Raw genomic sequence first — 25,242 nt, 5'->3', positions numbered from 1 at the left:
CTTAGCGATATTGTTTGACCGAAACGCTCATGCCGTTACCGGACTGGGTCACGGCGCTGGAAAGCCCCGTGCCGGCCTGGTCGATGCTGGCGTCGTTGTTATTGCCGTTCTGGGAAATCTGCGCACGGTTGTGGCTGCCGGTCTGAGTGATCGAGGCGTCGTTGCCGGAACCTTGCTGGGTGATCTGTGCCATGAGGTCGCTGCCCTGTTGCAGGATGTAGGCTTCCTGATTGCTGCCCGACTGGACGATCCGTCCGAGCAACCCCTGACCGTTCTGTTGCAACAACGCGACGTTGGCCTGGCCGAGCTGGTTGATCAGCGCTTGCTGGCCAATCGGCGGTGGCAGTTCACCGAGATCAGCGGTGGGGGCCAGGTCGTCGTTTTCCATCAAATCGTCGGCGCGCACGCCCGCACTGCTGCAAAGCAGAAGCAGGCAGAGCAGGGCGGCGGTCGGCGTTTTCATGCTGTTGTCCTGTGGGAAGAGGCCGGCCCCACCCACCGGATCGGCGGGTGGGGCAAGGGCTCAGTTGGCGATGACCGTCACGGTACGCACGGTGCCTTGGGACGAACGGATGGTCGCAGTCGGGTTAGCCGATGGGGCCACCGTGGTGCTGTTGTTCACCGTCAACCGCCAGCGTCCGGTTACCGGAACGGTGGTGGTACCCAGGGTGACCAGCCCGGTCGGGGTGGTGACCTGCACGGTGATGGTGTTGCCGGTGATCACCGATGAGGTGCCCGCAAAGTCCCAGGTGAAGCGGTTGTTGGAGCGAGCCGAGACCGTGGCCGTGGTCACCGCGAAGGTTTCCGCAGCAGGCCGTGGCGAGACTTGCACCGTGACCGTCGCTGGTGCCGACAGGGCGCCGAAGCTGTCCCGGGCGATGTAGGTGAAGGTCGTGGTGAACGCCGTGGTGACCGTGGCCGGTGGGTTGTAGGTGATCACGGTGCCGTCGGTGGTGACGGTGCCGCGACCGGCTGCCGGTTGGGTCAGGCTGGCGACGCCGAGCGGCACGTTGCCTTCCGGATCGGTGTCGTTGGCCAGCACGCTGATGGGTACCGACACGCCCAGGGTCGCGACGCTGTCGGCAACCGCCACCGGAGACTGGTTAGGCGCCACGGTGATGGTCACGGTCGCCGCAGCGGTCGAGGCCAGGCCTTTGACGTCTTGAGCCTTGTACGTGAAGGTCGTTGTCAGCGGCGCATTGACCACGGCTGGCGGGGTGTAGACCACCGAAGTGGTGCCGCTCAAGGCCACGGTGCCTTGCCCGGCAGCCGGTTGGGTCAGCGCGGTGATACTCAGCGGCGTGTTGCCGTCGGGGTCACTGTCGTTGGCCAGCAGGTTGAGGGTCAGTGGCACGCCGAAGCTGGTGCTGCCGGTGTCGGCGACCGAAAGCGGCGCCTGGTTCTCGCCGGTATCCGGTGCAGCACCCACCACCACGACAGGCTCGGTATCGCTGCCGCCGGAGGCGGATTTGACGGTGACGGTGGCGGGTGGCTGGGTCAGATCGGCGACGGTGAGTTTTTGCAGGGTGCCGGTTTTCGACAGGCGCCCGTAACCCTGGGCGACCATATCCGGTACCGCCACTTCGTCAGTGGAAGTGGCCTCGATCACCAGGCTGTGATTGCTCCAGCTGTAGCGCGCAGTCTGGATTTTCACCAGGTCGGTGACCTTGCTCGATACCGCCGTCGGCCGAGTGGTGCCGGCCGGGTTGGTCGCGGTGAGCACCACCACTGCAGGCACGGTAGCCCCTGTCAGGCGTTGGCCGAAGAACAGGCCAGTGTTGTCGCCGAGCATGTTGGTCAGGCAGGGCGTCTGCGGTGGTCCGGGCACCAGGGCCACGGTTTCGCGGAAGCACAGGCTCGAACCGTTGGTTGATTTACCAAACACTTCTACCCGGGTAGTACTGGTGCCCGGGCCTGAAGAGGTGCGGCGGTAAGTGGCGCGGCCAATTTCCACCGGGGTTTGCGCGCGGTTGTCGAGAACCTTGCCGGACACGGTGAAGAGGTTGGTCTGGATGGTCCCGGCCGGCCCTTGCACACGCAGGAAGTTGTTATTGAACGGGCTGCCGGTGACCGCTTCAGACAGGTTCGGGTCGCCCACGAAAGACTCGGAGGAACCGGTGTCCGGGTTCACTTCGATATACGGCCCGTTGACGCTGCGCAGGAACGGCCCGACCTGACCATTCAGCGCGCCGCTGAAATTGCCCGGTGCGCCGATGCCGATGTCGCGGGTGATGTTGATCGCGCGACGGCCCGGCGCGGTGACGGTGACCGTTTCCACGCCGTACGGGTGGGTGATGGTGTAGGTCCCGGCGACAGGCACGTTCACCCGCAGACGAATCCGCGCGAAGCTGGCCTGATCGCCGTCGATAGGGTCTTCCGCCGTGAAGGCCGCTTCGACCCCGGCCACGTAGGCATCCACGCCATAGCCGCCGACATCGGCGATGTTGGTTTCGGCGAGGTACCAGAACGCTTCCGGTGGCCAGTTATCCGGGAACACCATCGGCTGGGTGTCGTCGAAAAATCCGGGCTCCGGATTCAGAATGCACATGTAGGTTGGTGCGCCGGGAGCGCTCGGTACCCGCGAGCTGGTCGCCCGCGACTGGCACAGTTCCAGCGACAGCAGATTGTTGTCCTGATACCACATCGGGAATTTGCCGGTGGCAAAGGTGTAGGGGCCGGGGTCGACGGCAGCGAGCTGCGCGAAAGCACTGCCGGACAGCGATAGAGTCAGTCCCAGGGCGTTGAGCGCCAGGCGTGGCAATTTGTTCATGATGCCTCCTGATGAGGATCTGGGCAGGTGCGCGTTCATTGCACGATGACCACTTCTTCGGTATCGCTGCCGCCATTGGATGACGTCACGCGAACCTTGGCCGGTGGAATCGGCGAGATGCCGGTCGACAGGGATTTCACCGCGCCGTCGCCGCTGAGGGCGCCGATGGCGACACCCGTGCCAGAGGTGGCAGTGAGAACCGGCGGCGATGTTTCATCGCTGGTTGAAGCCACGATCGAGAGCTGCCCGCTGCTCAGGCTGTACTGGGCTTGCGAAATCACCACCAGGTCAGTCAACGCCGTGGGCACAGTGGTCGGCGTGCTGGTAGGGATGGCCAGGTGGTTGTCGGCGGTCACCTGCAAAGTGCTCGGCAACGTCGGGTTGGTGGCGGACTGCGCGTACCAGTGGCCGGTGGTGTTGGCTTCCGTCAGGTTCAGCACCGGGCTGTTGCTGTCCAGGGTCACGGTGGCCGGTGGTGGCGGGGCCATGACGAACACGTCCTGCTGGGCCACCGGGGCACTGGCACCGGCCTTGCGCGAGTAAGTGCTGCGCTCGGCAATGATCGGAGTGGGTCGAACCACCGTCGACAACTTGCCGGAGATCGCCATCACGGTGGTGCGCAGGTCCAGCCCGTTAGGCCCTTCGATGCGGATGTAGTTGGTGTTGAAAGGGCTGCCGGTGAAGGCTTCTTCCAGGTTCGGATCGCCAACGAATTTCTCGGCTTGACCGGTGACCGGGTTGGTCTCGGTGTAGGGGCCGTTGACGCTGCGCAGGAACGGGCCGATGTCACTCTTGAGCGCGCCGTCGTAGGTTTTCGGCGTGCCGATGCCGATGTCGCGGGTCATGTTGATGGCGCGACGCCCACCGGCCGGAACGTCGAAGATGTCGACGCCGTAGGGGTGGGTGATGGTGTAGACACCGGCGGTGGGCACGTCCACCCGAATGCGGATGCGGCCAAAACTGACCTGGTCGCCTTCCACCGGTTCTTCAGCGGCGAAGGCGGCTTCCACGGCGCTGACATAGGTCAAGTCGATGCCCCGGGCGGCGTCGACGATTGAGCCGTCGCCGGTGAACCAGAACGCCTCATCGGGAAAGTTGCTTGGGAAAACGATCGGCTGCGTGTCGTCGAAAACACCGGGGACCGCACCCAGCAGGCACATGTAGGACGGTGCGCCGGGTGCACTGGCAACCCTGGAACTGAGTGCCTTGGACAGGCACAAGTCGAGGGTTCGACCATGGGTGTCCTGATACCAGGCGGCAAACGAACCGTTGGCTGGCACATAGGGACCGGGGTCGACGGCAAACAGCGCTGCCTGGGCAACACCTTGGGCAAGAGCGGTAACGACCAGCGCGGCCGCGGTTTTGGACAGTAAAGGGTGCATGAGTTAAGCCCTCTATCGGAATGCCTGTCCCTTGGAGACGGGCCAGTTGAGAGCGCTAGCGCAAATTGCATACCAATCGCGAGGAATGGGCGGGAAAGGGCCGGGGTACGGGCGTTGCGGGCGATGTGCAAGATTGTGGGTTGGATGTCGGGGCGGGCGAGTGTCCCCAGAGTTGGGGGTGAGTGGGGCAGGTGGGGGATGGGGAGATCGTTATGTCGGAATCACTTAATTTGTGGTCAGAAAATTTACCTGTGGCGAGGGAGCTTGCTCCCGCTGGGCTGCGCAGCAGCCCCTGCTTTTTGGGGTCGCTTCGCAACCCAGCGGGAGCAAGCTCCCTCGCCACAGGTTGGGTGTGTACCGGCAGAGAAATTCTCTATTTTGACGGTGTTAAACACATTTTCGCGCACGCGTTTAAAGACACCCGGTGTTACGTCATAAACGGCTACAACGCCTTGCGCCGTTACCTACGCGTACGCCAGAATCGGCCGGCTTGTGCGTCTAGGGCTTGGGTTTTATCGTGTATCCGTCGCTGAAATACAGCGATGGGTTTGGTAGACCCTCAGCATCGACGCATAGCGTCACCTTCAGCGGTTCTTTTTCAGGACTGCGTTTTTATGGTGGCCATGCGTAGGGCTCCTTCGGGGGCGCCGGTTCCGATGCCCGGTCTACCAACCTCCGTATGGCCGCCACCCTCCGTTTGGTAGCGAGATGGTGATGGCTCCATTTAAGCAGCATCGGAGTTCTATCTATGTTCAAAGTAACGCCCAATCCCCCGAATACTGATCCAGTACCCTACGACGCCTCTTTTGATCTTGACCCCAAGAAAATGAAAGTGGCGGCCGACCGCGCGCTCAAGATCTACCTCAACCCCGGGGCGACGAAAGCGCAGATACCGCCCCGCAGATCCGGCACCATCTTCACCATCGACGCAGCGGTGGATGACGAAGCGTTGCTGGTTGAGATCTATGAGTCGCTTTCAACCGCCTGCAAGATCGTCAACGATCTCGTCGAGCTGGAGGAAGGCCCGCGACGCCATACCTTGTTGGTGTTGCATCGTTCGCTTCTGATGGGAGAGGCGGCGGCCAATCGCGTACTGGATAACCACAAGCCTCTGTAGGAGCAAAGCTTGCTCGCGAAGGCGTCATGCCTGACACACCGTCTTCGCGGGCAAGCCTCGCTCCTACATTTGATGGGTGTCATTCGCAAAAATTGTGGCCAACACAAATCCCCTGTGGGAGCGGGCCTGCTCGCGAAAGCGGTGTATCAGCTGCATTGATGTTGGCTGACACACCGTCTTCGCGGGCAAGCCTCGCTCCTACATTTGATGGGTGTTGTTCGCAAAATTTGTGGCCGACACAAATCCCCTGTGGGAGCGGGCTTGCTCGCGAAAGCGGTGTATCAGCTGCATTGATGTTGGCTGACACACTGTCTTCGCGGGCAAGCCTCGCTCCTACATTTGATGGGTGTCGTTCGCAAAATTTGTGGCCAACACAGATCCCCTGTGGGAGCGAGCTTGCTCGCGAAGGCGGTGTATCAGCTGCATTGATGTTGGCTGACACACCGTCTTCGCGGGCAAGCCTCGCTCCTACATTTGATGGGTGTCGTTCGCAAAATTTATGGCCGACACCGATTTGCTTAGCTTGCTGGCATTGGGGCAAACACCAAACAGTGGGCTATAACCTTATAGGTGAATCGTCGGGATCCAACCCCCATGACTATGTCCGAAAAAATGCTCCGGCCCGAGGAAGGCGATATTCGCTTGAGCACGCGCAAACAGCCGTTCAACCTGCTGCGCTGGTTTTCGCTGATCAGCATGGCGGTGATCGCGACTGTGGCGGTGGCGTTGGGGGCGGTGTCCACGCAGTTTGTGATTACCGAAAGCGTGCAGCGCGACGCCCTGTTGACCGCGCAATTCATTCAGGCGATTGCCTCCGCCGAAGTGCGGCATGTGTCGATCCCCAACGTGCGGACCATGGGCGAGCTGGTCGACCCTCGCCAGGACAAGCTCTTTTCCGATGTCGATCCCGCCGCACGGGCCAATGCCCGAGCTGAATTCCTCGACCATATCGCCAACCTGCCGGACGTGATCCTGGCCAACATCTATGCCCCCGACCGCATGGTGATCTGGTCCACCAACCCGGCACTCATGGGCACCACCATCCACGCCGACGAAGATCTGGATCACGCCTTCGAGTACAAGATCCCGGTCTCCGCCAGTTATCACGACGTCGACAAGGAGCGGATGGAGCAAAAGTTCATCACGCCCCCGGACTACATCTTTATCGAAAACTACATTCCGCTGTTCGACGCCGACGGCAAGAACGTCACGGCGATGGTCGAGATCTACAAAGAACCCAAGGACCTGATCAACCGCATCGAGCGCGGTCTGGCGCTGATCTGGCTGGCCACCGCACTGGGCGGCGGGCTGATTTACCTGGGCTTGTACTGGATCGTGCGCCGGGCCGCGATCCTGCTGGCGGAGCAACAAAAACAACTGATCACCAACGAAACCTTCGTCGCCTTGGGCGAAATGTCCTCGGCGGTCGCCCACAGCCTGCGCAATCCGTTGGCGACCATCCGTTCCAGCGCCGAGCTGGCCCTGGAGTTCGACAACGGCCCGGCGCACAAGAACATCAACGACATCATCGGCCAGGTCGATCGCATGTCGAAGTGGGTCCGCGAACTCCTGCAATCCTTGCGCCCGCTCAACGATGACCCGGAACCGGTGAACCTGGTGGCGGCGATTCACGACAGCCTGATGGCGTTCGAGCAACAAATCACCAAGGCCGGCGTCCACGTGGTGTTCAATCCGCAGCAGACGCCGATGGTCCTGAGCCAGCAAGTGCAACTGACGCAGATCCTCAACAGCCTGATGGCCAACGCTCTGGAAGCCATGGACAAGGGCGGCACCCTGACCATCAGCCTGGAATCGACCGATACCCGTGGCGTGTGCGTGGTGCTGAGCGACACCGGCAAAGGCATGAACGAAGAACAGCGCAGCATGGCGTTCCGGCCATTCTTCACCACCAAGGCCGGCGGGCTCGGCGTCGGGCTGGTGCTGGTCAAACGGATCATGGAACGTTTTGGCGGTGCGGTGACCCTCGGCAGCCGCGAAGGCGAGGGCACTTGCGTCCGTCTGTCGTTTAAATTAATCCCCTGAAAACGGGGATGAACTTTCCCCGTTAGCGGGTGTCATTCCCCAGTCGTTTGGCCATGGGTGGCCAAATGATGTTGATAAGCCATTGATTCATCAGGTGTTAATACTTTGGTATAGGGCCGCGAAAAGTATGGCGAGGTAATTGCAAAACACCATTACCCCCTTCATGACTTCGAGGCGGCTGGTGATGGACAGAAAAGCGCGGCACCCCTGCAAGTGGTTCGGCCTGTTGACCCCACTGAGTATCCTCCTGACGATGACCCTGGGCGCAATGCCCTCGTTGCGCGCCAGCCCGATTGACGATGAGCGTCAGCCTGAGCCCTCCGATCCTTCGGCTTACTACGATGAACCCGCTGACAAGGCGGGCGCCCTGAATGCCATTTTGACCATGCCCGAGGCCAACGAAGATTCCTTCGATTTACCGGATGGCGTCAAAGGCAGCCGCGCCGACACGCGTAAGGAAAACGTGCTGCCGCCGACCGTGCAGACCAGTTTCAATTACCCCACCAATGGCAAGCCGAGCCCGTTGTTCGGCGCTCAGCCGTTCACCCAGCAATTGGTGTTGTTCGAAGAGTTCGGCCCGGAAAAACTCGACCCCACTACACCGGCGGCGCCCTTGGGCTTTCCACCGGCAGCGGTGGGTCCGTTGCCCCAGCAGGACCCGACCAACGCAGCGCGCAGTGCGCCACCCAGCGTGGCCCTCGACGCCTTCCTGCGCCAACCGGGGCTGACGCCGTTCCCCAGCCAGTTCTCCAACGTGGTGGACCGCAACCCTTGGCAGTCGCAGATCGAGGTGTTCCTCAACCGCCATATCGGTTCATCCGCTGAAGGGCGTCCGCCAGGAAAGGGCTGGTCGCATCAGCGCTGGAACGAGTTCTACCCGCAAGTGGCCTATAAAACCGTGCAAACCGGGGCGAGGCTCAACAGCGGTTGGCGTGACAGCCATCAGATGCACGGTTATGCCATGGGCGAATTCGGCCCCGGCGGCCTGTATCACAACGTCGCGGGCGTGCCGGCCACTGATGGCACCGCCAAAGGCGTCGATGCGCGTTTTCACCCGAACATGCCGGTGCAGAACCACAACTCGGTCTGGACCTTCGACGGCACCTTGCCGCCCAAATTGCTGATGGTGCGCTACGGTCAGCCAGTGCTGATGCGCCATTACAACGGCTTGCCGATCGACCCGTCGGCCAACATGGGCTTTGGCCTGCACACCATCAGTACCCACGAACACAACGGTCACGCGCCGGCGGAAAGCGACGGCTATGCCAACGCGTTCTTCTTCCCGGGGCAGTACTACGACTATCGCTGGCCGATCCAGCTGGCCGGTTACGACAGCATCAACACCAAGGCGGAAGACCCGCGCGCCGCGTTCCCGTGCTCGCCGGGCGAAACCCTGTGGACCAACGACTTGAGCCCAAGCCGCAAGACCTGCGAAAACGGCACGATCAAAATCCGTGGCGACTGGCGCGAAACCATGAGCACCCACTGGTTCCACGACCACATGCTCGATTTCACCGCGCAGAACGTCTACAAGGGCAACGCGGCGATGATGAACTACTACAGCGCGCTCGACCGTGGCAACGAATCGGTGAACGACGGCGTCAACCTGCGTTTCCCCAGCGGCAGCGCCTTGCCATGGGGTAACCGCGACTACGACGTCAACCTGGTGTTCGCCGACAAGGCGTGGGATCAGGCCGGCCAGCTGTGGTTCAACCCGTTCAACACCGATGGCTTCCTCGGTGACCAGGTGCTGGTCAACTGGCAGTGGAAACCGACCCTCGATGTACGTGCGCGCAGCTATCGCTTCCGCATCCTCAATGGCTCGGTGTCGCGCTACTTCAAGTTCGCCATCGTGCGTGAGGTCAAGGGCAGCAGCGGTGAATTCCAGGGGCCGAAAAACTCCGGTGTGTCCTATGCCCGCGTGCCGTTCCACATGATTGCCAACGACGGCAACATCATGGAACACAGCGTGCCGTTCGACGGCACCATGGACCTCGACGCCGACGGCGATAAAAAGAACCACTTCGCGATCCTGCCGACCCAGGGCATCGCCGAGCGCTTCGACATCATCGTCAACTTCGCGAAAAACGGGATCAAGCCCGGGGACAAGTTGTTCGTGGTCAACCTGATGGCCCACGACGACGGCAAAGGCCCGAAAGAGCCTATCGATCTGGCGGACGTGCTGTCGGAAAAATACCTGGCAGTGATCAAGCAATCGAGCAAAGGCCCGCAGTGGGACAAGGGTGATCCGGGCGTGGGAAAAGTCTTGCAGCTCAACGTCAAGGCTTACACCGGTCAGGACCTGGCCATGGACCCTGCAGCGTATGAACCAGCCAAACCGGGCAAAGCCGAAGGCATGGTGATGATTCCGCTGAAGATCCACCGCGACAACGCCGCCGACAAAGTGCTGCTGGCCAACGCCCGTCACCGCACCTTCACCTTCGGCCGTTCCGACGGCACCGATGAAGCCCCGTGGACGGTCAAGACTGACGGCGGTTTCGGCTTCCACATGGACCCACGGCGCTTGAACACCGCGACCAAACTGGCCACCGGTCCTACCGATGCCGGCGTGACGGGTTTCGGCACTCTGGAAGTGTGGAACATCAAGGCCGGCGGCAAGGGCTGGAGCCACCCGGTGCATGTGCACTTCGAGGAAGGGATCATCCTCAGTCGCGGCGGCAAGGCGCCACCGGAATGGGAAAAATGGGCGCGCAAGGACGTGTACCGCATCGGTTCGGAAAACGATGGCCTGGACAGCGTCGAGATGGCGATCAACTTCCGCGAATTCGCCGGGACTTATATGGAGCACTGTCACAACACCCAGCATGAGGACAACTCGATGCTGCTGCGTTGGGACATTGAGAAACCCGGGCAATTCCAGTTGATGCCGACCCCGCTGCCGAGCTGGGACGGGGTGCGCTACGTCAACTCCGCCGCGCTGCCAACCTTCCGTACCGGCGACGGCTACGGTCCACAAGTGGCGGTGAAAAAATGAACCGCCGGGGAGCCGACATGGCACCGCACACGCCGCGCTCCCGCGCCCTGGGCATGCACCTGATTCTGGTCCTGGTCACCTGTTTGCTGGCCAGTCAGGTGCTCCTGGCCCACGAAGGGGCACTGTCGCCGAGCGAGTCGGCGACACCCTGGGGCGGCGACTATTTCCCCAACACCTTGCTGACCGACCAGGACGGCCAGCAGGTGCGTTTTTTCGATGACCTGATCAAAGGCAAAGTGGTGGTGATCAATTTCATCTTCACTTCCTGTAGTGATTCCTGCCCGCTGGAAACCGCGCGCCTGCGCCAGGTGCAGAAGTTGCTCGGGGACCGGGTCGGCAAGGACGTTTTTTTCTATTCCATCAGCATCGACCCGCTCAGCGACACGCCGGAGGTGCTGAAGGCTTATGCGCAACGTTTCAAGGTCGGGCCGGGCTGGAAGTTTCTGACTGGCGAGTTTGCCGACGTCACCGACCTGCGCAAAAAACTCGGGTTGTTTATCGAAGGCGTCGACAACGGCCGCAGCAAGGACCACAACCTGAGCCTGATCGTCGGTAATCAGGCCAGCGGTCGCTGGATGAAGGCTTCACCGTTCGAGAACCCGTGGATTCTGGCCGATCAATTGGCCAACACCTTGCAGAACTGGAAACAACCGAGCGTCGGGGAAAGTTATGCCAATGCACCGGAAATTCGCCCGCCGAGCAACGGCGAAGAGCTGTTTCGCACCCGTTGTGCCTCGTGCCACAGCCTCGGGCCGCAAGACGGGCAAGGCATCGGCATGCGCAGCATCGGCCCGGACTTGATCGGCGTGACCCGTCTGCGCGAACCGGCCTGGCTCAATCGCTGGATTCGCGAGCCGGATCGCATGCTCGCCGAGAAAGACCCGATTGCAGTGGAGCTGTACCAGCGTTTCGACAAGATCCCGATGCCCAATTTGCGCCTGGATGAGCATTCCGCGCAGACGATCATCGACTTCTTGCAGGAAGAAACCGATCGCCAGCAACCCTTGGCGAGCCCGGTGCCAGCGGTGACGCAAATGAACTAGCGGCTAAATAACATCATTGGCCGTCGGCCCCGGACATTGCGACCTACACTGTCCGTGACACCGCTAAAAAGGCTAGACGCAAGAACCCAGGACATTCCCATGCAGACAGAACAACAAAAAGTACCTGCGCCGGCTCTGCCGGCAGCAGCGCGCAAGGGCTGGGGTGGTCAGTTCAACCTGTTGCGCTGGTTTTCCCTGGCCAGTTTTTTCATCATCGCCGCCGTGGCGCTGGGCCTGGGCTACATTTCCACGCGTTTCGTGGTCACCGAAAGCATCGAGCGCGATGCCTTGCTCACCGCGCAGTTTATCCAGGCCATCGGTGACGCCGAATTGCGCCACGCCGGAATCACCCCGGCACGCACCATGGGCGAACTGTTGGACCCGCGTCAGGAGCGGGCCTATCCCGACGTCGATCCGCTGTCCCGGGCCGCAGCGCGCAATGAGTTTCTCGATCACGTGGAACACCTGCCCGACGTCCTGTTGGCCACCGTCTACGCCCTGGACCGCACGATCACCTGGTCAACCAACCCGGAGCTGGTCGGGATGCGTATCGAGGATGACGAGGAACTGGATGAATCCTTCGAAATGAAGCAGCCGGTGTCCTCCAGCTACCACCAGATCGACGAGGAACGCCCGGAACAAAGGCTATTGCGCGAGCCGCAGTTGCTGTTCATCGAGAACTACATTCCGATGTTCAACGCCGACAAGAGCAAAGTCATCGCCATGGTCGAGATCTATAAGGAACCGGCCGATCTGGTGGAGCGTATCCGGCGCGGCTTCAAATCGATCTGGATCGCGACGCTGCTCGGCGGCGCAGCGATTTACCTGGCGTTGTTCTGGATCGTGCGGCGCGCCGCGACACTGCTGCAGAGCCAGCAGAAACAACTGATCAGCAACGAAACCTTCGTCGCCCTCGGGGAGATGTCCTCGGCGGTCGCCCACAGTTTGCGCAACCCGTTGGCCACCATCCGCTCCAGCGCCGAACTGGCCCAGGAAGTCGCGAGCCAGGGCGCCCAGAAGAATATCGGCGACATCATCAGCCAGGTCGATCGCATGTCGCGCTGGGTCCGCGAGTTGCTGGTGTCGTTGCGGCCGATGAGTGACGACTCGGAATCCGTGGACCTGATGCTGGTGATCGATGACACCTTGAGCGCCTTCGAACCGCTGATCAAACGCTCGAACGTCGAGGTGCTTTTCACCCCGAAAAGCGTTCCGCCGGTGGTCAGCCAACCCGTGCTGCTCACGCAAATTCTCAATAGCCTGTTCGCCAATGCCCTGGAAGCCATGCCCAAGGGCGGAGTGCTGAGTGTCGATATCGAGACGCCGGCGCCGGGGCAGGTGTCCATGACCCTCAGCGATACCGGCAAGGGCATGACCAAACAGCAGCAACAGATGGTTTTCAAGCCGTTTTTCACCACCAAGCAGGGCGGGTTGGGCGTCGGCCTGGCATTGGTCAAACGAATAATGGAACGCTTCCAGGGCTCGGTCGTGCTGACCAGCCAGGAGCAGGAAGGAACCCGCGTTTGTCTCAACTTTAAAGTGGCAACGGGAGGGGAATATGGAGCACAGCATACTGCTGGTCGAGGATGATGAACTCCTCGCCGAGAACATCCAGACCTACCTCGAACGCAAAGACTTCGAGGTCACAGTCTGTCACTCGGCCGAGGACGCATTGGAGCAATTGGGCACCTTCGTCCCTGACGTGGTGCTGACCGACAACTCGCTGCCGGGCATGAGCGGTCACGACCTGATCCAGAAGCTGCGCATCAGCGCGCCGGATCTGAAAGTGATCATGATGACCGGCTACGGCAACGTCGAAGACGCGGTGATCGCGATGAAAGAGGGCGCTTTCCATTACGTCACCAAACCGGTGGCCTTGCCGGAGCTCAAGTTGTTGCTGGACAAGGCCCTGGCCACCGACCGCATGGAGCGCACGTTGTCGTTCTATCAGGAGCGCGAGGCGCAGAAGTCCGGCGTGCAGGCGTTGATCGGCGAGTCGGCACCGATGCACTACCTGAAAAACACCATCGGCCAATTGCTCGACGCCGAGCGCCGCATGGCCAATACCGATCTGCCGCCCGTGTTGGTGGAAGGCGAAACCGGCACCGGCAAGGAACTGGTGGCCCGGGCGCTGCACTTCGACGGGCCACGGGCCAAAGGTCCGTTTATCGAATTCAACTGCGCGTCAATCCCGTCCAACCTGGTGGAATCGGAACTGTTCGGCCACGAGAAGGGCGCCTTCACCGACGCCAAGGATCGCCGGGTCGGGCTGGTGGAAGCCGCTGACGGCGGGACGCTGTTTCTCGATGAAGTCGGCGAAATGGACCTGCTGCTGCAAGCCAAATTACTGAAGCTGCTGGAAGACCGGACCATTCGCCGGGTCGGCTCGGTGAAGGAGCGCAAAGTCGATTTGCGGGTGATCAGCGCCACCAATTGCAACCTGGAACAGATGGTCCAGCAGGGCAAGTTCCGGCGTGACCTGTTCTTTCGTCTGCGGATCATTTCGATCAAGGTCCCGCGCCTGCACGCTCGCGGTGAAGACGTGCTGTTGCTGGCCCGACACTTCCTGTCGATCCATGGCAAACGCTATGGCAAACCGCACTTGTATTTCAGCGACCAGGCCGAAGAGTTGCTGCTCAGTTACACCTGGCCGGGCAACGTGCGCGAGTTGCGCAACATGCTGGAGCAAACCGTGCTGCTGGCCCAGAGCGACACCGTGGCCGCGCACCAGTTGAACGTCTGCCAAAGCCTGGTGGATGAACCGTTGGTCATGCCCGAAACGCAATACTTCGAACCGCGGCCGAGCAGTCACGTCGAATCGATGAACCTGCCGGAAGTGGAACGGGACATGGTGCGCAAGATGCTCGACAGGACCGACTGGAACGTCACCAAATCTGCGCGCCTGCTGGGCCTGAGCCGCGACATGCTGCGTTACCGGATCGAAAAACTCGGCCTGGCACGGCCGGACAAGCGTCAGTGGTAGCGGCATCGATTGACTGATAGTCGGCAATTTGTCAGAGGACGACGAGGTGTAGGCGGGTTCGGTGGAAAATCCACAAAGCCTGTGCCTTACTGATTTTTCCCTTTGATGGAGTAATGGGCATGCGGCGTAGAGGCGCACAGTTCTGGCTCTGGAGTAACAGCCAATTACACGGTCGCAGTCACGATGAAGTGCTGCCCGATGGTACGCAGGTCGAGGTGCAGGCGCGGTTCAATCGTGAGCAGGTGACCCAGGTATTCATCGGCGTCTACACCCGCGATGGCACGCCGCTGGCGGAAGAATTTTATGACCGTGAGGGTCATCCCACGTTGGCGAAAGCCCTGGCATGGGGTTGCACACGCGCCCAGGCGATCCTCACCACCGTGTCCGAATTCCGCGCGCCCCACCGGATTCAACTGACGGTGGGGGTGGTGCTGGACGATCCTTGTGAATTGGCCCTGCGCCATATGGAAATGTCCGCAGACGAAAGCCTTCGGCTCAAGCGTCGGGACGCCTGGGACGAGTACCTGGACGCCAAGCAAGCCGTGCTGGACATGATGCGTTCCAGCAAGGTCGACAGCGAGGTCTGGGAAACCCAGAAACGCAGGCTGCGCAACGCCATCGATCGCCGGGCGGCGCTGCGGCATACCTGGCCCTGCGACTGACACTCAAGGCATCGCTTGTTCCTGCCGGGTGACGCAGGCCAACAGGCACGAGGGGTCGAGCACCTCGTCGTTGACGTAGATCCCGCGTTCCGGGTCGTAGGAACGGATAAACACCCGCACGTTGGCATCCGCCACGGTGGGCAGTTGCGAATCGTAGAACACATGTTCAGTAGCGATCGGGATGAAATCCTGAGGCGCGCTCGGGATGTATGAACGCGGTGGCACGGAACTCAAGGTCGGCGGCGCCGGGTGCGCGAAGGGCTGGTTGGGTCCGTAGTAGATCAGTGCACTGCTGGAGCTCTCGGTCTGCATGGGACTTTCGTCCGCATGCACCGCGCTGGCGGCAGTCAGAAGGGCGATGAAGCACAGCGTCAGATCGGTTTGTTTCATGGCGACACCTGCGTACTCGGTTTTCCCGCATTTCCCCAAGGCCTTTAACTATAGCTGCCTTGCACTCATGCGTTCGCGCGGCCCGGATTACAAGTTCGCAACAAAGCGCCGATGGGCTTTTCCAGCGGCTGATCTAGACTCGTGCCGGTCAATAAAAACGAGATCTGGAGTGCGCAATGGACATGCCAACCAAACAACAAGCCGTCGCCAGCAACCGTGAGGCGTGGAATGACTCTGCAAGGCATCACAAAGACAATCCCGAATGGCTGGCCGTGCTCGACGCCGTCAGCCAGGCCGATTTTTGCTGCATCGATGACACCCTGCGCAGTGTGCTGGAACAAGTGGGCGTCGAGGGCAAGGACGTGGTGCAACTGGGCTGCAACAATGGCCGTGAAAGCCTTTCGCTATTTGCCCTGGGCGCGCGGCGGGTGGTGGGGGTCGATCAGTCTGCAGCGTTTCTCGAACAGGCACGGGAACTGACGGCGCGTTCGCCGCATGATGCTGAGTTCGTTGAAGCTGATATTCATCATCTGCCGACGCAGTTGCACGACCGATTCGACGTGGCGCTGATCACCATCGGTGTCTTGAACTGGATGCCGGACATTGCCGAGTTCTTCCGCCACGTCGCGCAAACCCTCAAGCCGGGCGGCGCGGTGGTGATCTACGAAACCCACCCGTTCCTGGAAATGCTCGACCCCGAAGCCGCCGACCCTTATCGCCTGGACAGCTCGTACTTCCGCAGCGAACCGTTCGTGCAGCATCAGCCAATCGTCTACGAAGGCAAAGTCGAACAACCAGCCAGTCCGTCCTACTGGTTCGTCCACACCCTCAGCGCCATCTTCACCGGCGCCATCGACGCCGGTTTGCAGATCAGCCACTTCAAGGAATACCCACATTCCAACCGCGAAGAACTGTATGACCGGTATGAAAAACAAGTGGCGCAGTTGCCGTTGTGTTTTACGTGGGTGGCGGTGAGGCGAGGAATCTAGCGCAGGAGCACTTTTCAGAGATTCGAATGATTGAGGTTGTGACCTGGCTGCGCATAGAGATCAATTCCGAGGGCGTGAATGACCTTTAGCACCGTATCAAAACGTGGTTTTGCACCCGGAGCGAAGGCCTTGTAGAGGCTTTCGCGCCCCATCCCGGAATCTTTGGCGATTTGTGTCATACCACGGGCTTTTACCACGTAGCCGATAGCGCGGAGAAACTCTTCGTTGTCGCCCTCTGCCAGTACCTGGGAGAGATATTCGCTGATGGCCTCATCACTGTCGAGCAGCGCTGCCATGTCGAATGTCGTCAAAGTTTGGCTCATGGTTAAACCTCCTTTGCCATTTTTTTTGCACGCCGGATATCAGAGCTTTGCGAGGATTTGTCGCCGCCGGCCAATAATACGATGACCACGCCGTTTCGCATGGTGAAGTAGATTCGATAGCCTGCACCAATGTCCACGCGCATTTCGGAAACACCATCACCCAGCGACTTGATGTCGCCTAGATTACCCGCAGAGGCACGATCAATGCGACGAGCGATGGCGAACTTTGCCCGTAAGTCACGAACTGAGACGTGCCATGCCGAGAAAGTATGTGTTTGTTGAATAAGATAGTTCATTGCTGGACTGTATCTATATGGATACGGTCCAGCAGTCAGGCTTTTCTTGGGTTAAGGGTGTTTTCTTCTCACAAGGGTGTGGGAAAACGGCGCCTTCGCGAGCAAGCTCGCTCCCACAGGGATTTATGCTGGGCACCGATTCTTGTGAACAACACAAAACCACTGTGGGAGCGAGCTTGCTCGCGAAGGCGGCCTAACAGCCAACTGCAATGAAGCGGATGTACGCAATTCCCCTGTAGGAGCTGCCGAAGGCTGCGATCTTTTGGCGGCATCGAGTCGATCACAAGATCAAAAGATCGCAGCCTTCGGCAGCTCCTACAAGGGATTCGGTCCAGGCACAGGTTTGTGAACGAAACCAAACCAATGTAGGAGCGAAGCTTGCTCGCGAAGGCAATTCCGAGGACGCCTTCGCGGGCAAGCCTTGCTCCTACAGAGGATTGGGTGTTACGCCTGACTTATCGTTTCAAGCCCCCGCCGTTGCCCCAGCCACCACTGGCCGACCTGGTTTGCGCAGTGGGTCGAGGCGCGAGCCTTGGTAGCGGGTTTCGCGGAAGAAGCGCCAGCGGCCGCCGAACAGGCCATAGACGTGGGTCACGCGGCCCTGTTCGTGGTAGCCCATGCGAATGTGCAGTTTCAGCGCCGGGATGTTGTGGGTTTCGCAAACGTCCACCACTTTGTCACAGCCTTGGGCGGCCATGGCCTCCCAGAGGGCGACCTGCACGTCCACCGACAGGCTGGTGCCGAAATAGGCGCGGATCATTTCGCCGCCAAATTCGAAGAACTCCCCTGGCTTCACCGGGAACCAGCAGCCGTAATAGTGGCGGTCGTGGTAGTCCCGGGTGCTGCCCCAGATAAATCCGACCGCGTGACCTTCCTCGTCCAGGTACATGTGCCCGGTGTGGCCTTCGGCGGCGAGCTCGGCCATGGTTCCCACGCGATCACCGAAGTGCTTGGTGAACGCCACTGCGTTGTCCGCGGTAATGGTCGCCTGGCGCAAGCCAGAGTAGGGGCGCAACTTGTGCGGTGGCACCGGGCTGACCAGGTCGCGCTCCATCCACAGCAGCTCCCAATGGAAGAATACGTAGCGCTTCCAGAATGCCCGGAAGAGGTTGCCCAGACCTTTTTGCCTGATGCGTTCGCGTAGCTTTTCGATGACATTCATGACGCTCTCCTTAGCCGAGGCCAGGGTGTTGTTGGGAGGCTTTTGATGGGTATAGATGAAGCTTGCAAGTTCATGTCAAAGCGCCAGCTTTGAATATGTTGCAATGTGTGTAACTCATTCGAGTGCGGCTGTTCCGGCCTGAAAATTCCTGCTGACAACCGCATAGGAAACCCGTTCGATACCGGCAAGGCGCCGCTCTAGCACCTGCGTTAGCGACTCGCCTGGGTTCAAGTAAGCATCGCCAAAATCCGCCCCAATCTGGTTCGGATGAGCGACGATTTCCAGCAGACCGTCGGTCGGCACGGGAGCGTTGCGCAGGTCGACTGGCGTGCAGACATAGTCCGCCGTCGCCCCGGCCAAATTGTGCAGACGCCGATTAAGCAAACCCTTGAACACGCGCTTGGGTAGGCTCAGGTTTTGCCCCAGATTTCGCGCCAGGCGCACGGCGATTCCTTGGCGCGCGGCGAAGCGCGCGACGATCTCGCCGATGGGCCAAATGTTGTGCACATGCTGGTGGGAATCGAGGTGGCTGGGGCGCACGCCGTTGTCCAGACAGCGTTGCCACTGAGCTTCCAATTCGTCCATCACCGCTTCACGGTCCAGGCGGTTGAGCCAGAGGCTGTGGCGGGGCAGATTGAGGTCGAATTCACCCTGGCTGTCGCAGAACGTCGAGCGCTTGAGAATGCCTTGGCTCAACGGCCGACCATAGGTGAGGTTGAAATGCAGGCCGATCCTTCCTGCCAGCAACGGATGTTGGGCCATGACGCACGCCGCTTCGAAGGCCGGCATGTTGGCCATGGCCGTGGCGGAGCTGATGACCCCGGCCTGGAAGGCGCCAAGGATCACCGCGTTTTCGCAAGGGCTGAGGCCAAAATCGTCAGCGTTGACTATGACTTGGTGAGGCATGTTTGCCCTCCATGGTTTTTTCAGTAGGCGCCTGAGGCTGGATCGCTGGCGTGGAGACTGTGGCCACCGCTGCTGCGCGTTTCGCCCGCCGTTTTTGCAAGACCGGTTTGAGTCGCTGCCAGATGCGCAATGCCAACCCCAAAACCAGCCCGCTCGGCCGCCAGGAATAAAAACTCCAGCGCCAGTGTTCCAATTGTCCGGTCATGCGCTCGTGGAGTTGATGGCTGGAGTTTTCCAGGCTGACCCGCGAGGCATCGATCCAGTGCCAGTTGTCGTCCAGGCCCCAGCGAATCCACTCTTCGAGCAATACCCGGCCGCTGCCCAGGTCGGCGTATTGCGGCAGGAACGCCAGGTTGTAATCGTACAGCCGACCATGCTCCAGCAAGCCGAGGCGATAGCTGATGCAGCGGCCGTCCAGTTCGAGCACCACGACACGTACCAGGCCGCGAGCGGCGAGGGCAGAGAAGGCGCGGTCCATCCATTGTCGATGGCGTTCGTCGGCGAAGATGCCGACGCCTTCATCGCCTTTCCAGCTCACCGCCTCGACTTCGCTGATGGCCTGCAACAGCGGGCCCATGGTCGTGGCGTCGGGAGTAATGCGCCGCACTTCGGCGCCACACGCGGCAATGCGTTTGCGCGCGCGACGCAGTTTGTAGCGCGGATCGCCCGAGACTTCCTGGCGATCCGCTTCGCTGATCAGGTGCACCGGCACCTTGCAACTGAGGCGCCGTTCACCGGTGGAGCTGTGCGCCATCCACACCGTCAGGGCACTTTCTTCGCCCGTGGGTTCGGACAGCTCGTTGAGTTGCAACAAGGCATGGGGCATGCGGCGGCGAATCACGATCAGCGCCTTGCGGATGCTCTCGGCATCCAGGCAGGCGAGCAGCGCCAGGCGATCGGTGAGCGGATAGCCGAGGTGATGCACCACCCGGAACGGCCACCCGCCAAAGCGTTCGCGCGACGTCACCAACGGCAGGCAGAGCGCCAGTTCATCACCCTGCCAGCCGAGCAGCACGTGCAGGCGCTCGCCGTCCTTGAGCGCCTGTTCCGCAGCGCCCAGCCAGGCCAGGGTGTTGAACGGTGTGTGGTCCGTCACTCGCAGGCGCAGTGCTTCATAAGCCGCTGCCGGAAAGTCCGGAGCGCACAGCGAAGTGCGCCATTCGAATCGCGTCGGCATCGGGTCAGGTCGCCTCTGCTGCAACAGTGGAGGGTGCCGGTTTGCGCAAGGCTTCCAGACGTGAATCGCTGTAGCGGGTTTCACGGTAGAAGCGCCAGCGGCCAAACAGCTCGTAGACGTTCATGATCCGTCCTTGCTCCTTGTAGCCCATGCGGATGTGCAACTTGAGCGCCGGAATGTTGTGGAACTCACAGACATCCACCACTTTGTTGCAGCCCTGATCGGCCATGGCTTTCCACAGGTTCAGCTGGAAATCCACTGACAGCGTGGTGCCCCAGTAGGCGCGAATCTGCTCACCGCCGAATTCGAAGAACTCGCCCGGTTTGACCGGGAACCAGCAGCCGTAATAGTGCCGGTCGTAGTAATTGCCTTTGCTGCCCCAAATGAAGGCCACGGCATCACCGTCTTCATTCAGGTACATGTGCCCGGTATGCCCTTCGTTCGCCAGTTCGGCCATGGTGCCAATGCGATCACCGAAGTGTTTGCCAAAGGCCACGGCGTTCTGCGCGGTGATGGTTTCCAGGCGCAGCGGCTTGTAGGGCCGCAGCTTGTGCGGTGGGATCGGGGTGACCAGGTCGCGCTCCATCCAGATCAATTCCTGATGGGAAAACACGTAGTGCTTCCAGATCTTCTGGAGCGTGGCGCGCAGGCCTTTTTGTTTAATGTGATCGCTGAGTTTTTTCAGAATACTCATGTTATGTACTCCTGACGGGATCGGCCGTGGTGGGAGTGGTGCAACGCGCGGCAACATGCCTGCGCGACTAACATATTCGATGGCGGTCATGAGGCGATCCAGCTCAGGGCGAACAGGGTTTCCCCTGGCAAATCGAAGCTGACGCGACCGTCCTGGCAGTGGAACGGCGCGTCACGGCTGCGGTTGTCGGCGCCGAAGTAGCGCAAGGAGCCTTTGACCATCGGGCAGGTCGCCCCGGCCAGGTTGATACGTTGCAAGCGCGTGCCTTTGTTGACCCCCAACAGGCTGCGTTGCGCGTCGGTGGCCATGGCCAGCACGTCGACTTCGAAGGCGTCGTTCTCCAGGCGCATCACATCGTGCAGCCAATGCTGCTGGATGAACTGCTGGGCCAGGCCCACGGGCTTCAACTCGAAATGATCGTCATCCAGGACCTTGAACATGCCCTTGGGGTAGTTCGGTTCATCGTTGGCCTGGAACCAGTTGAGCATCTCCAGCAAACCGTCCTGGGACGAGTTGATCACCACCGAGGCCCACCACAGCGAGGCGAAATGGGTTTCCTGATCGTAAGGGCTCAGGCTCGAACCGCTGGACATGTTGGTCTGGTCGAGCAGCAGCGCTTTGCGCGGCCGACCCTGAGCGTCCAGCCCGACGAGGTCGGCGGCGCGCCGCACGCTGTCGCGGTAGACCCGAGTTGCCAGCAGATCGCGAATCATCCATTCGTGCCACGCCAGTGCATCGATCTGATCGCCGGATTCGGCCAGCAGACGCCTTGCCCAATCGATGCCGCGCTTATCGGCTGCGTTCTCGGCGAAGGGGCCGTTGACCAGCCGTGAACTGGCGGGCATGGCGATGCGTATACCGGCCTTGGCGTTGTCCGGATTGCTACGCACTTGCCGGGCCATGCTGTTGAAGATGCTTTGGTAATTGGCGTAATCGGGGTAGTTGAGGTTCGGCTCGTCGGCGAACCCGATGTAGTGCGTGCCTTTGCCGCCGAGGGCGCGGGTGCTGGCGAGCCAGGCGTCGAGTCCGCCATTGCTTGTGGTGTCGGCGCGCAGATCGGCCTGACGTTGGCTGCCGGCCAGCAATGTGATGTCCTGGGTGATGCCGAAGCGGTCCTGATACAGCTGACGGAACGCGTCTTCGTAGTGCGGCTTTTTCGCCAGGATGTCGACAAAACTGTAGTAACTGGCCGCCTGCGGTTTGAGCGCATCGAGCACTGTAAAACTCGACGGCGGCGGCAGCAGATAGGGCAGGGCGATGCCCAGGTTCGGGGTCGGGCCGAGTATTTCTTTGTGCAGCGTAAGGCGCGTCTGACCATCGTCTTCACGCAGCGGTTTGAGTTGCTGCGCCGTCTGCGCGAACAGGTTAGCGGTGCCGTCGAGCCAGAACGCCGCTTTGCCGCCGCCACGCAAGCGCAGGCGCCAGACTTGTTCGCGGTCGCTGACCGGCAGTTCGACTTGATCGAATTGCCAATAGGCGCGATAGGGTTTGAGGGCCAATACCCGTTGTTGGTTGTCGCCCACTCGTGTGGCTTGCAGCGCACTGACGCCGCCCTGGAACTTGCCGGCCAGCACCGCGTGTTCGCCCGCTGCCACCTTGAAAAACAGTTCGTCGTCGTCACGGGTTTCGGCACTGAAATGCACCTTGGCCGGGGAGAACAGTGCCACGGTGCGTTCGTCGTGTTCGATCTTGTAGCGGCGGAAGCTGTAGCCCGGAATTTCCAGTCGATAACTGGCGGCGCCCGGCGCCAATGGCCAGCTCTGGGTGCCCCGGGTTTCACTGGCGGCAATCAGGCGTTCGCCCGACAGTTTGCCTTGGCCGTCCACCAGATAGATCTGTTCTTCATTGGCATCCGCTTGCCATGCCGGCGTCCAGCGCACGGTCACAGTGTCGGGACGATCCGTTTGCAGGTACAGGCTGCCGTCGCGAATGTCGGCCCAACGCATCGACGCTGCGTGAGCATCGAGCACCAGGCCCAATCCTAACAGCAGCACCAGGCGTTTCATGCCGACTTCCTTTGCAGCATCAGCAGCATCGGCGCGACGTCGCTGGGCAGGATGATCAGGGTTTGCCAGACCGGCACGCCACTCAACCGGCAATACAACACCAGCAGCGCGATGGTCACTGCGAGGTAGGCAATGGACGACGCGGCGGCGGCGCCGACGATGCCGTAGGTCGGGATCAGCAGCACATTCAGCGCCAGATTGAGCAGGGCGCTCACGCCCATCATCAGCGAGATCGTGCCGGGACGATTCTTGCCCAGCAGGTCGAGGCGCAGGATGCTCGCGTAACACAGGCCGAACAGCCCCGGCAGCAGCGCGAGCAACGCCGGATACGCCGGTTGATACGCGGCACCGAACAGCGTGACGATCAGCCATTCGCCGATCACCGCCATGGTCAGGCACGCACCGAGCATCACCGTGGCGGTCAGGCGCAGGGCCAGCGGCGTGACTTTGTCGATGCCTTCTTCCTGTTGCAACAGGCGTTTCATCAGCGGCGTGGTCACCGCTTCCGGGACGATCAGCAGCAACTCGGCGGCGGCGCTGGCCATCGCGTAATGACCAAGCGCGGTGCTGCCGAGCAGGGCGCCGATGAACAGGTAATCGGAACGCAGGATCACTTGCTGGAACAACAAATCAGGATGGCTGCGAGCGCTGTAGCGCAGCAGTTCTTTTTGGCTGGCGCGGTCCCATTGCAGGGTCAGCGGTTGATTGCGTTTGAGCCAGACCCAACCGGCCAGCACCACCAGGCTGATGCCCGCCAGCCAACTGATCAGCGCGGCTTCGAGAGCGGCGGTTTTCCACATCCAGAACAGGGCGAGGAACAACAGCAGCGGAGCGAGGGATTCGATCAGGCGCAAGGCATTGAAAGCGACCACGCCTCCCGACGCGTTGTGCAAGGTCAGCAAACCACTTTTCAACACCGTCAGCGGCACCGCCAGCAGCAACAGCCAGGCGAGCAGACCCAGCTGCGTGGTGATGTCGAGTTCGCTACCGAATTCCCGGGTCAACGCCACCACCAGCAAGGTCAGCAGCAGCGCCAGAAAACAGCCAAACACCAGCACCTGACTCAGCAACAAACCCATCGGCCGTTGCTTGGCCGCTTGATAACCCACTGCCGAATTCAAGCCGCCGCTGGTGGCGGCGCTGATCAAGTCGGGCAGGGTGCTGAGCAGTGCAAACAAGCCGCGTTCGCTCGGCCCGAGAATCCGCGCGAGCAACACGTTGCGCAGCAACCGCAGGCCGATCATCGCCAGTTTGGTGCCCATGCTCAGGGCGAGGTGCTTGAAGTAATGGCTGCGGCTCATGGGCGTGCCCCGCGGTAGATGCGCCAGGACAGCAATTCCGGATTACGCGCGGTGCGTTGGCTGACGCCGAAGCGTGGCAAGGCCAACGGTTCGCCAGCGCCGCGATAAATGCCGGTGCCGGTGCCCAGGGCGAACGGGAAATCATGCGCGGCGACTTGTTGCCGAACCCGTGCATCGTGGTCGCCGTTGGGGTAGCAGTAGACCGGCAGTGGCCGGTTGCAGCCGTTCAACAGCGCATCGCGGCTGCGGCTCAGTTCTTCATGCAAGCGTTGATCGTCGAGGCCGGTGAGGATCGCGTGACTGGCGCCGTGAGGGCCGAAGCGCACCAGTCCGCCGGCTTCCAGCGCGCGCACTTGTTGCCAGTCGAGGGCCTGGGGCTGCGACTCTTCGGGGCATTCATCAGTCAAGCGGCTCAAGTCGTCCGGTGCCAGGGTTTTCAGGCTTTGCAGAAAGTGCAGCAGCGTCAGGCTGCGGCGCTGCACGTCCAGGTCATCCATCAGCACCGGCAATGGGCGACCGACCTGTTGCAGGCATTCGATCAGGTGCATCCGGGGTTTTTCGCCGTGGCTGCCCCAGAGGGTTTCGCCGATACTTTCCCACCAGAAGCGTTGGCGGCTGCCAATGAAATCGGTGGAGAGAAAAATGCTCGCCGGCACCTGATATTGCTTGAGCAACGGGAAAGCATTCACCGCGTTATCGCGCCAACCGTCATCGAACGTCAGGGTGACTTTCGGCCGTTCCGAGCGCTGGGTGCCGGGGTGCAGGATGTCCATCAACGGCACGCAGTCGAAGTGCTTTTTCAGCCAGACCAGCAAGTGCTCGAAAGCCTTGGGCCCGACGCACAGTTCATTGCGATGGGGCAGGTCGGCGGCGCGGTCGTTGGCCAGCACCCGGTGCAACATCAGGATCACCCCGGCGCCGTGCAGTTGATTGCGCCCCACCGGGGAGTTGAGGTAGAGCCAGCCACTGGTGCGTTTTAATAATTGTTTGATCGCCATGGCAC

The 25,242-nt window shown here is 61.0% G+C and carries 21 protein-coding genes; 8 read left to right on the top strand and 13 right to left on the bottom strand.

The features are described 5' to 3' along the window. Window position 1: 1 nt before the first annotated feature. From LOY68_RS19815 to LOY68_RS19805, 3 genes are read right to left on the bottom strand one after another with little or no spacing between them, the layout of a single operon-like run. Complete coding sequence (locus LOY68_RS19815; RefSeq protein WP_265039325.1) at window positions 2-463, bottom strand: curlin; 462 nt, start codon at window positions 461-463, stop codon at window positions 2-4. Window positions 464-523: 60 nt separating this feature from the next. After that, complete coding sequence (locus LOY68_RS19810; protein ID WP_265039323.1) at window positions 524-2,770, bottom strand: cadherin-like domain-containing protein; 2,247 nt, start codon at window positions 2,768-2,770, stop codon at window positions 524-526. Window positions 2,771-2,805: 35 nt separating this feature from the next. Next, the gene (locus tag LOY68_RS19805) at window positions 2,806-4,152 is read right to left on the bottom strand and encodes a hypothetical protein (RefSeq protein WP_265039321.1); all 1,347 of its coding nucleotides are present in this window, start codon (window positions 4,150-4,152) and stop codon (window positions 2,806-2,808) included. 748 nt (window positions 4,153-4,900) lie between these two features. Here LOY68_RS19805 and LOY68_RS19800 point away from each other — a divergent pair. From LOY68_RS19800 to LOY68_RS19770, 7 genes are all read left to right on the top strand, one after another. After that, a complete protein-coding gene (locus LOY68_RS19800; protein ID WP_265039320.1) occupies window positions 4,901-5,269 on the top strand; it encodes a DUF6124 family protein in 369 nt (122 codons plus the stop codon). A 594-nt stretch (window positions 5,270-5,863) separates the two neighbouring features. After that, the gene (locus tag LOY68_RS19795) at window positions 5,864-7,312 is read left to right on the top strand and encodes an ATP-binding protein (protein WP_265039318.1); all 1,449 of its coding nucleotides are present in this window, start codon (window positions 5,864-5,866) and stop codon (window positions 7,310-7,312) included. Window positions 7,313-7,496: 184 nt separating this feature from the next. Next, entirely contained in the window at window positions 7,497-10,307 is a 2,811-nt protein-coding gene (locus LOY68_RS19790) for a multicopper oxidase domain-containing protein (RefSeq protein WP_265039316.1), read from the top strand. After that, entirely contained in the window at window positions 10,304-11,350 is a 1,047-nt protein-coding gene (locus tag LOY68_RS19785; RefSeq protein WP_265039315.1) for an SCO family protein, read from the top strand. Before LOY68_RS19790 ends, LOY68_RS19785 begins: the two co-directional genes overlap by 4 nt. 99 nt (window positions 11,351-11,449) lie before the next feature. Then, the gene (locus LOY68_RS19780) at window positions 11,450-12,940 is read left to right on the top strand and encodes a sensor histidine kinase (protein ID WP_265039313.1); all 1,491 of its coding nucleotides are present in this window, start codon (window positions 11,450-11,452) and stop codon (window positions 12,938-12,940) included. Further along, the gene (locus LOY68_RS19775; protein ID WP_163914012.1) at window positions 12,909-14,333 is read left to right on the top strand and encodes a sigma-54-dependent transcriptional regulator; all 1,425 of its coding nucleotides are present in this window, start codon (window positions 12,909-12,911) and stop codon (window positions 14,331-14,333) included. Before LOY68_RS19780 ends, LOY68_RS19775 begins: the two co-directional genes overlap by 32 nt. A 119-nt stretch (window positions 14,334-14,452) precedes the next feature. Then, window positions 14,453-14,995, top strand: a complete 543-nt coding sequence (locus LOY68_RS19770; protein ID WP_163914014.1) for a hypothetical protein — start codon at window positions 14,453-14,455, stop codon at window positions 14,993-14,995. A 3-nt stretch (window positions 14,996-14,998) separates the two neighbouring features. Here LOY68_RS19770 and LOY68_RS19765 read toward each other — a convergent pair whose 3' ends face one another. Continuing rightward, window positions 14,999-15,385, bottom strand: coding sequence for a hypothetical protein (locus tag LOY68_RS19765; RefSeq protein WP_265039311.1), 387 nt, complete (start codon window positions 15,383-15,385; stop codon window positions 14,999-15,001). A 176-nt stretch (window positions 15,386-15,561) separates the two neighbouring features. On the opposite strand from LOY68_RS19765, the gene LOY68_RS19760 reads away from it, so the two are divergent. Then, window positions 15,562-16,374 (top strand): class I SAM-dependent methyltransferase, encoded by an 813-nt coding sequence (locus tag LOY68_RS19760; protein ID WP_265039310.1) that lies wholly within the window; start codon window positions 15,562-15,564, stop codon window positions 16,372-16,374. A 14-nt stretch (window positions 16,375-16,388) separates the two neighbouring features. On the opposite strand, the gene LOY68_RS19755 is transcribed toward LOY68_RS19760, so the two are convergent. From LOY68_RS19755 to LOY68_RS19715, 9 genes are all read right to left on the bottom strand, one after another. Next, window positions 16,389-16,697: an addiction module antidote protein gene (locus LOY68_RS19755; protein WP_163914020.1), complete on the bottom strand. Its 309-nt coding sequence runs from the start codon at window positions 16,695-16,697 to the stop codon at window positions 16,389-16,391. Between the two features lie 2 nt (window positions 16,698-16,699). Then, window positions 16,700-16,993 carry a type II toxin-antitoxin system RelE/ParE family toxin gene (locus tag LOY68_RS19750; RefSeq protein ID WP_163914022.1) on the bottom strand — a complete coding sequence of 98 codons (294 nt, stop codon included), beginning with the start codon at window positions 16,991-16,993 and terminating at the stop codon, window positions 16,700-16,702. Between the two features lie 463 nt (window positions 16,994-17,456). Beyond that, window positions 17,457-18,155 (bottom strand): N-acetyltransferase, encoded by a 699-nt coding sequence (locus LOY68_RS19745; RefSeq protein WP_265039308.1) that lies wholly within the window; start codon window positions 18,153-18,155, stop codon window positions 17,457-17,459. Window positions 18,156-18,269: 114 nt separating this feature from the next. Beyond that, window positions 18,270-19,061, bottom strand: a complete 792-nt coding sequence (locus LOY68_RS19740; protein ID WP_265039307.1) for a ChbG/HpnK family deacetylase — start codon at window positions 19,059-19,061, stop codon at window positions 18,270-18,272. Further along, window positions 19,033-20,238, bottom strand: a complete 1,206-nt coding sequence (locus LOY68_RS19735) for a GNAT family N-acetyltransferase (RefSeq protein WP_265039305.1) — start codon at window positions 20,236-20,238, stop codon at window positions 19,033-19,035. The genes LOY68_RS19740 and LOY68_RS19735 overlap by 29 nt, the downstream gene beginning before the upstream one ends. A gap of 4 nt (window positions 20,239-20,242) precedes the next feature. Continuing rightward, window positions 20,243-20,932 (bottom strand): N-acetyltransferase, encoded by a 690-nt coding sequence (locus LOY68_RS19730; RefSeq protein ID WP_265039303.1) that lies wholly within the window; start codon window positions 20,930-20,932, stop codon window positions 20,243-20,245. A gap of 86 nt (window positions 20,933-21,018) precedes the next feature. Then, complete coding sequence (locus tag LOY68_RS19725; protein WP_265039302.1) at window positions 21,019-22,938, bottom strand: hypothetical protein; 1,920 nt, start codon at window positions 22,936-22,938, stop codon at window positions 21,019-21,021. Next, on the bottom strand, window positions 22,935-24,239 hold the full coding sequence (locus LOY68_RS19720) for a lipopolysaccharide biosynthesis protein (protein ID WP_265039301.1): 1,305 nt from the start codon (window positions 24,237-24,239) through the stop codon (window positions 22,935-22,937). Before LOY68_RS19720 ends, LOY68_RS19725 begins: the two co-directional genes overlap by 4 nt. Then, a complete protein-coding gene (locus LOY68_RS19715; protein WP_265039300.1) occupies window positions 24,236-25,237 on the bottom strand; it encodes a polysaccharide deacetylase family protein in 1,002 nt (333 codons plus the stop codon). Before LOY68_RS19715 ends, LOY68_RS19720 begins: the two co-directional genes overlap by 4 nt. Window positions 25,238-25,242 lie beyond the last annotated feature (5 nt).

The organism is Pseudomonas sp. B21-053 (assembly GCF_026016365.1).
Taxonomy (GTDB): domain Bacteria; phylum Pseudomonadota; class Gammaproteobacteria; order Pseudomonadales; family Pseudomonadaceae; genus Aquipseudomonas; species Aquipseudomonas nunensis.
Note: the sequence above shows the minus strand (reverse complement) of the source record. Positions and strands in the feature narration are given on the sequence as shown.